This is a genomic window from Shimia isoporae (assembly GCF_004346865.1).
Taxonomy (GTDB): Bacteria; Pseudomonadota; Alphaproteobacteria; order Rhodobacterales; family Rhodobacteraceae; genus Shimia; species Shimia isoporae.
The window spans coordinates 590,995-596,994 of the sequence record NZ_SMGR01000002.1 but is presented as its reverse complement, the minus strand read 5'-3'; the positions used below and the strand labels follow the sequence as shown (position 1 = coordinate 596,994).

The window sequence follows — 6,000 nt, the reverse complement described above, 5'->3', positions numbered from 1 at the left end:
TCGTCGCTCAGCCAGAAAAGGTCAGACATGTTCACCGCTTGTTTTTTGCGCGATGAATCATGTCGCACGGCGAAAATCAATGGGTCCTGAGCCTAATTGAGGTCCAGTCGACGACTTTACGAAGTCTACTCGTTTGATACAAGCGATCGCGCAGTTTAGAGAATCGATCATTCAATGCCAGAAAATACAAGACTTCTTCCCCTCATTCGAAGTAGAGCCACTTCTTTTCGCCACACCTATGAAGTGATGGTCAAAGAGGCGTTTTCGTCAGGAGAGGGAAATAAGACAATTCATTCAGGCGAATATGGCATGTATCGAGAAAGACTTCTTGAGAACCTACTTAAAACATTTCTTCCGAGGCACATAGAGACAGGCACCGGATTCATTATTGGGAGAAAGGGCGATACTAGCACTCAGGTTGATATTGTCTTGTTTGATGCCGATGAGACGCCAAAGGTGGAAGACGCAGCATTTCGACGATTTTACCCTTTAGAAACGATCGTTGCAGTCGGTGAAGTAAAGTCGTCTCTGAAAAAATCAGAAATAGTCAATGTTTTGAAAAAGCTCCGGAAAGTTAAGGAGCTTACGCGTGACGGGCCCGAAACCCCAATTCCGGTACGTCCTAGCTGGCGCGCAGCTGAGGTCGTAATTGAGCAAGCGAAACACCGCATACAGATCGAGCAAGACAAAAAGAGGGGGCACTGCAAAAAGTCGGTTTCGGATCGCATGCATGAGCTTTTGCGAGAAGACTATAATCCCATTGAAAATCATTGGCAAAACAAAGTCAGCTTCGTTGTTTGCTCTGACATTGCAGGAGGCAGCAAAGCGATGAAAGATGAAATAACATCTTTCACTTCTCGCGTGACAAGTGAGGATGAAGCATCAATGGATCATAATATGTTCTTATCTCTTGCAGATGGTTACCAGACATACGCACATAATGGTAAGGCTCATCTTTATCCAAGAGTCATGATGAATGACGGCACTACCAATGCCCGTGCTACGATGAGTTTCATAGCCGCAGATGATGATTGTAACCATATAATAGCCTTTGTCTCTGACCTTTGCTCCGCTGTCTCGGATGTCGCGGTATATCCATTCCGCATTACCGACCACGTCGAACTAACAAGGGAGCACATAAAGTGGTGACTATGAAGTAGTTGGAATTTCGCTTTTGGGCTGACTGCCACCATTGCCGCTTTTGTTCGAAAGGCTTCAAAGCCTTGAATCACTTTCACCCAGCCGATGACTTTGCAAAGCCCGTTTCCTGCGCAAAGCGGAAGTTGCTCAGCGTTCTTGCTAATGGCCGTTTTCGGGTGCCACGACACTATTGTTTCATATTTTTCGCTGACCTACCGTTCGCACCAGGAGGGGGCAATGCCAAAAGCTGACACCAACCCCATGTGCCGGATCGACTTTATGAACGCCGCTCCCAGATGCACGGCCACCTCGAAGCGAACCGGCGAGAGGTGCAAAGGCCCTGCGGTGCGCGGCAGGACCGTCTGCCGGTTTCACGGCGCCGGAGGCGGAGCGCCCGAAGGTGAAGAAAACGGCGCTTTCCGCCACGGCGGGAGGACGAAGGAAGCACAAGCGATCCGCAAGCTGGCGATGCTGATGCGCCGGTTGGCCAACAGTGACTGATAGCCGAGAGTAGCTAAGTTGGCGCTGAAAAACAGAATTTCGGCGGAAACTCTAAAGTAAATGCTGATCCTGGAAACTAACTTTCATGTGAAATAGTTTTGGAGGAAGAAATGAAACTTGGTTTGGGAATTGCTGTAGCTGCTTCTCTGAGCGGTTGTGCCAGCTATCATGCCGCCAGAAGCGACTATGAGGATGCAATTTCATCACCGGAATTTCGCGCAGTTAAAGAAGCTTGCGCCTCTGGAAGCGTAGCTGCCTGCCAAACTGTCGTGGAGGCGAGAGCCGCAAGGCAGCAATCCAGTAATTACTCCTACTCTGCCGACAGCTCATATCGAGCAAACAGAAACCGCGATTTGATTATGCAACATGGCGCAGGTGGATGCACACCGAACTTCGCGACCGGCGGCTGTTTGTAAGCAATAGCCGCGAATTCTTTGGGGGATAAATTGGGGGAAAGGTCGGCAGTACATACCTCTAATCCGCTGATTTTTAACGGTAACTGACGGATTTTTGGTGCCCAGAAGAGGACTCGAACCTCCACGTCCATACGGACACTAGCACCTGAAGCTAGCGCGTCTACCAATTCCGCCATCTGGGCACGGGTTGGTGAAGCAGGCATTTAGTCCTGTGCGCGAAGGGTGTCAACGCGATTCGAAGGAAAATCCCAAAAAAGGTTGAGCTGCCCCGAGTGTGGCTTTGACATGATGTATCCGCGGATTTGAAAAAGCTGGGGTTTCTTGTCGCGCACGCACCTTGCGGCTTGTCCGAGCGCGCGTGGGCGGCTATTCCACCTAGCACGACACCAGCGGAGGCGAGCCATGTCGAAACTTGTCACAATCTACGGCGGGTCCGGATTTGTCGGACGTCACATAGCTCAGCGTATGGCCAAGGAAGGCTGGCGCGTACGTGTTGCAGTGCGCCGTCCGAATGAGGCGATGTTCGTGAAGCCATACGGCTCTGTCGGACAAGTTGAGCCGGTGTTTTGCAATGTACGTGACGATGCGTCGGTGGCAGGAGTCATGGCTGGCGCGGATGCGGTCGTGAATTGTGTTGGCATCCTGTCGGATCGTGGCAAAAACACATTTGATGCAGTCCAGCATGAAGGTGCAGAGCGGATCGCAAGAATTGCAGCGGAGCAGGGTGTCGCGACGATGGTACATGTGTCGGCGATTGCCGACACAGAGACTGAAAGTGAATATGCCACGTCAAAGGCGCTGGGCGAGGAAGGCGTTTTGCAGAATATGCCGAATGCCATGATCCTGCGGCCTTCGGTTATCTTTGGTCAGGACGACGGCTTCTTTAACCGCTTTGCGTCCATGTCCCGCATGGGCCCAATGCTGCCGATCCTGGGCGGTGACACCAAGTTCCAGCCTGTGTTTGTGGATGATGTCGCGCAGGCGGCGGTTATCGGCATTCTTGGTCAGGCGGAAGGCGTTTACGAGCTTGGCGGTCCCGAAGTGAAAACTTTGCGCGGCTGGATCGACGAAATGCTTACCGTCGTGCATCGCAAGCGCGTCGTGGTGAACTTGCCGTTCTGGATGGGCAACCTGATGGCGTTTGGTTTTGGGCTTTTGCAGGCCATCACTTTTGGGCTGGTTCACAACTCGGTGCTGACGAAGGATCAGGTAAAACTCTTGCGTGTGGACAATGTTGTGGCCGACGACGCGAAGGGGTTCGCGGAACTTGGGATTCACCCTTTGGCGCCAGAAGCGATAATGCCAGACTATCTATGGCGGTTCCGCCCGTCCGGGCAATATGACAGCATCAAAGACTCAGCGCGCAACCTGAAGATCTAAGCCTAACTAATCGAGATCTGTAGGCGGGTCATAGCGCCCGCCTTTTTCATTGGCTGTAGGCGATGGTTAACAGAACGACGCCAAGGATCACTCGGTATATCACATATGGCGTGAAGCTGACGGATTTAAGCAGACGCATCATCAGCGAGAGAGCGATCAGAGCAGCCGCAAATGAAAACAAAGCGGCGAGGCTCATGTCTTTTAGCATCGCAAGGTCGGCCTGAGCGGCGACATCAAGGCCCAACAGAGCGCCGCTGGCAAAGATCGTCGGAATCGACATCAGCATGGCAATCTTGGCGGCATCGGAGCGTTCGTAGCCAAGGAATCTTGCGCCTGTGATGGTGATGCCGGAGCGGGATGTACCCGGAATCAAGGCAACTGCTTGCCAGATGCCTAGAAGCCAAGCATCACGTGTTGTCCAATCTGACTCTGATTTGGAGGTGTGGCCTTTCTGGTCCGCCCACCACAGAAGAATGCCAAACCCCAACATGGTCCAGCCAATCACCGTGATGGATCGCATGGCCTCATTCAGGCCGGTGACCTTTAGGATCAGTCCTGCGACAACTACTGGAATGGTGGCGATAATCAGCAAGAAGGCCAATTTGCTTCCTTGTGTGTCGCGTTTGCCTGCCAGTGCGCGGGGCAACCCTAGAATGGCAAGGCGAACGTCGGACAAGTAATAAAGCACCACGGCGCCGAGCGTGCCGACGTGGGCTGCCACATCAATGGCAAGGCCCTGGTCATCCAATGCGGTGAGATTCGGCAGAAGAATCAGGTGTCCTGAAGAGCTTACAGGTAGGAATTCCGTCAGACCCTGGATCACAGCGACCAGAAAGATGTGAAAAATTGGCATGGTTGCTGTGTCCCCTTCGTGCTTTGACATGGTATAAAGACCCTGCAATTTAAAGAAAATATTTGATTTAGGACCGATTCGGACCAAAAAATGCGCGCCATCACAAAATTTGACGCTACGAGACAGAAAAAACCTCTATATAGGTCAGCAAATATGACTTTTATATCCGAAACGGACGTATTACACACACCCGACTGAATAAAACCGGAGGCAGCTGACGTGGCAAAGCAACCTATGCTGAAATTCGTGACCGTGGACCGGGATATGCCGGAGAAGCGGGACGCGAGTGTGCGCAAAGAAGATTTCAGGGAAATCTACGCGGAGTTCGCGAAGGCCAAGGCTGAGGAACAGGCGAGCCGTTGCAGCCAATGTGGTGTGCCGTACTGTCAAAGCCATTGTCCGCTGCACAATAACATCCCCGACTGGCTGCGCCTGACGGCGACCGGTCGTTTGGAAGAGGCGTATGCCGTTAGTCAGGCGACGAATACGTTCCCTGAAATCTGTGGACGCATCTGTCCGCAAGACCGTTTGTGCGAGGGCAACTGTGTTATTGAACAATCGGGCCACGGCACTGTCACCATTGGTTCTGTTGAAAAATACATCACCGATACCGCCTGGGAAGAAGGCTGGGTGAAAGCGGTTTCCCCATCGCAGGAACGCTCGGAAAGCGTCGGTATCATTGGCGCGGGTCCGGGTGGTCTGGCGGCTGCGGACCGTCTGCGTCGTGCAGGTATTCAGGTGACTATCTATGACCGCTACGATCGGGCAGGTGGCTTGCTGACGTATGGCATTCCCGGTTTCAAACTGGAGAAAGATGTCGTGATGCGCCGCAACCAGTTGCTGGAAGACGGCGGCGTGACCTTCAAGCTGAATTGTGAAGTAGGCAAGGACATCTCTTTTGCCGACATTCGCGCTGCGCATGACGCGGTTATCATCGCGACCGGCGTCTACAAATCCCGTGATTTGCAGGGGCCAGGTGCCGGCGCTGAAGGCATCGTAAAGGCGATTGACTATCTCACAGCTTCCAACCGACAGGACTTTGGCGACAGCGTACCGGAAATCGACAGCGGTGAACTGAATGCAGAAGGCAAAAAGGTTGTTGTCATTGGCGGTGGTGACACCGCAATGGACTGTGTGCGCACGGCCATCCGCCAAGGCGCCGAGAGCGTAAAATGTCTTTATCGTCGTGACCGGGCAAACATGCCGGGCTCGCAACGTGAGACACAGAACGCTGAGGAAGAAGGTGTGGAGTTTGTCTGGCTGAGCGCGCCAAAAGGGTTCACCGGTGGCGACAAAGTCGAAGGCGTGATGGTGCAGAAAATGCGTCTGGGCCAACCAGATGCGTCCGGTCGTCAGAGCCCTGAAGTGATCGACGGTGCGGACTATGTCGAGGACGCCGATCTGGTGATCAAAGCGCTGGGCTTTGAACCGGAAGACTTGCCGACACTTTGGGAGCAGCCAGAGTTGGCGGTAACCCGCTGGGGTACCGTGAAAGCACAATTCACCACGGGTGAGACCGACCTTGAAGGCGTCTATGCCGTGGGTGACATCGTGCGTGGAGCGAGCCTTGTTGTCTGGGCGATCAAGGACGGCCGCGATTGTGCGGATGCGATCCTAGAGAAGCTTGGTGCGGCAACGGCTGTGGCGGCTGAATAAGGCGGGCTGCATCACGTCGGCAAGACGTCGGTATTTTGTCGGTATTCTTTACCG

At 53.2% G+C, this 6,000-nt stretch carries 6 protein-coding genes and 1 tRNA gene; 5 read left to right on the top strand and 2 right to left on the bottom strand.

Annotated features, from left to right (window positions below; genetic code table 11):
* Nucleotides 1–174: 174 nt before the first annotated feature.
* From BXY66_RS14360 to BXY66_RS14350, 3 genes are all read left to right on the top strand, one after another.
* The gene (locus tag BXY66_RS14360; RefSeq protein WP_132861053.1) at nt 175–1,149 is read left to right on the top strand and encodes a DUF6602 domain-containing protein; all 975 of its coding nucleotides are present in this window, start codon (nt 175–177) and stop codon (nt 1,147–1,149) included.
* Nucleotides 1,150–1,377: 228 nt separating this feature from the next.
* Nucleotides 1,378–1,641 (top strand): hypothetical protein, encoded by a 264-nt coding sequence (locus tag BXY66_RS14355; protein ID WP_132861052.1) that lies wholly within the window; start codon nt 1,378–1,380, stop codon nt 1,639–1,641.
* 110 nt (nt 1,642–1,751) lie between these two features.
* Nucleotides 1,752–2,057, top strand: a complete 306-nt coding sequence (locus BXY66_RS14350; RefSeq protein ID WP_132861051.1) for a hypothetical protein — start codon at nt 1,752–1,754, stop codon at nt 2,055–2,057.
* A gap of 95 nt (nt 2,058–2,152) precedes the next feature.
* On the opposite strand, the gene BXY66_RS14345 is transcribed toward BXY66_RS14350, so the two are convergent.
* Nucleotides 2,153–2,239, bottom strand: a tRNA-Leu gene (locus tag BXY66_RS14345).
* A 220-nt stretch (nt 2,240–2,459) separates the two neighbouring features.
* Here BXY66_RS14345 and BXY66_RS14340 point away from each other — a divergent pair.
* On the top strand, nt 2,460–3,437 hold the full coding sequence (locus BXY66_RS14340) for a complex I NDUFA9 subunit family protein (RefSeq protein ID WP_132861050.1): 978 nt from the start codon (nt 2,460–2,462) through the stop codon (nt 3,435–3,437).
* Between the two features lie 46 nt (nt 3,438–3,483).
* Here the strand turns inward: BXY66_RS14340 and BXY66_RS14335 are convergent, their stop codons facing one another.
* Nucleotides 3,484–4,290, bottom strand: a complete 807-nt coding sequence (locus tag BXY66_RS14335; RefSeq protein WP_132861048.1) for an undecaprenyl-diphosphate phosphatase — start codon at nt 4,288–4,290, stop codon at nt 3,484–3,486.
* A gap of 219 nt (nt 4,291–4,509) precedes the next feature.
* On the opposite strand from BXY66_RS14335, the gene BXY66_RS14330 reads away from it, so the two are divergent.
* Complete coding sequence (locus BXY66_RS14330) at nt 4,510–5,946, top strand: NAD(P)-dependent oxidoreductase (RefSeq protein WP_132861046.1); 1,437 nt, start codon at nt 4,510–4,512, stop codon at nt 5,944–5,946.
* The last annotated feature ends 54 nt before the right edge of the window (nt 5,947–6,000 follow it).

What these genes read in the sequence shown, in the direction of transcription:
- BXY66_RS14340 (WP_132861050.1), top strand. Translation starts at nt 2,460, where the DNA reads ATGTCGAAACTTGTCACAATCTACGGCGGGTCCGGATTTGTCGGACGT.
- BXY66_RS14335 (WP_132861048.1), bottom strand. Translation starts at nt 4,290, where the DNA reads ATGCCAATTTTTCACATCTTTCTGGTCGCTGTGATCCAGGGTCTGACG.
- BXY66_RS14355 (WP_132861052.1), top strand. Translation starts at nt 1,378, where the DNA reads ATGCCAAAAGCTGACACCAACCCCATGTGCCGGATCGACTTTATGAAC.
- BXY66_RS14360 (WP_132861053.1), top strand. Translation starts at nt 175, where the DNA reads ATGCCAGAAAATACAAGACTTCTTCCCCTCATTCGAAGTAGAGCCACT.
- BXY66_RS14350 (WP_132861051.1), top strand. Translation starts at nt 1,752, where the DNA reads ATGAAACTTGGTTTGGGAATTGCTGTAGCTGCTTCTCTGAGCGGTTGT.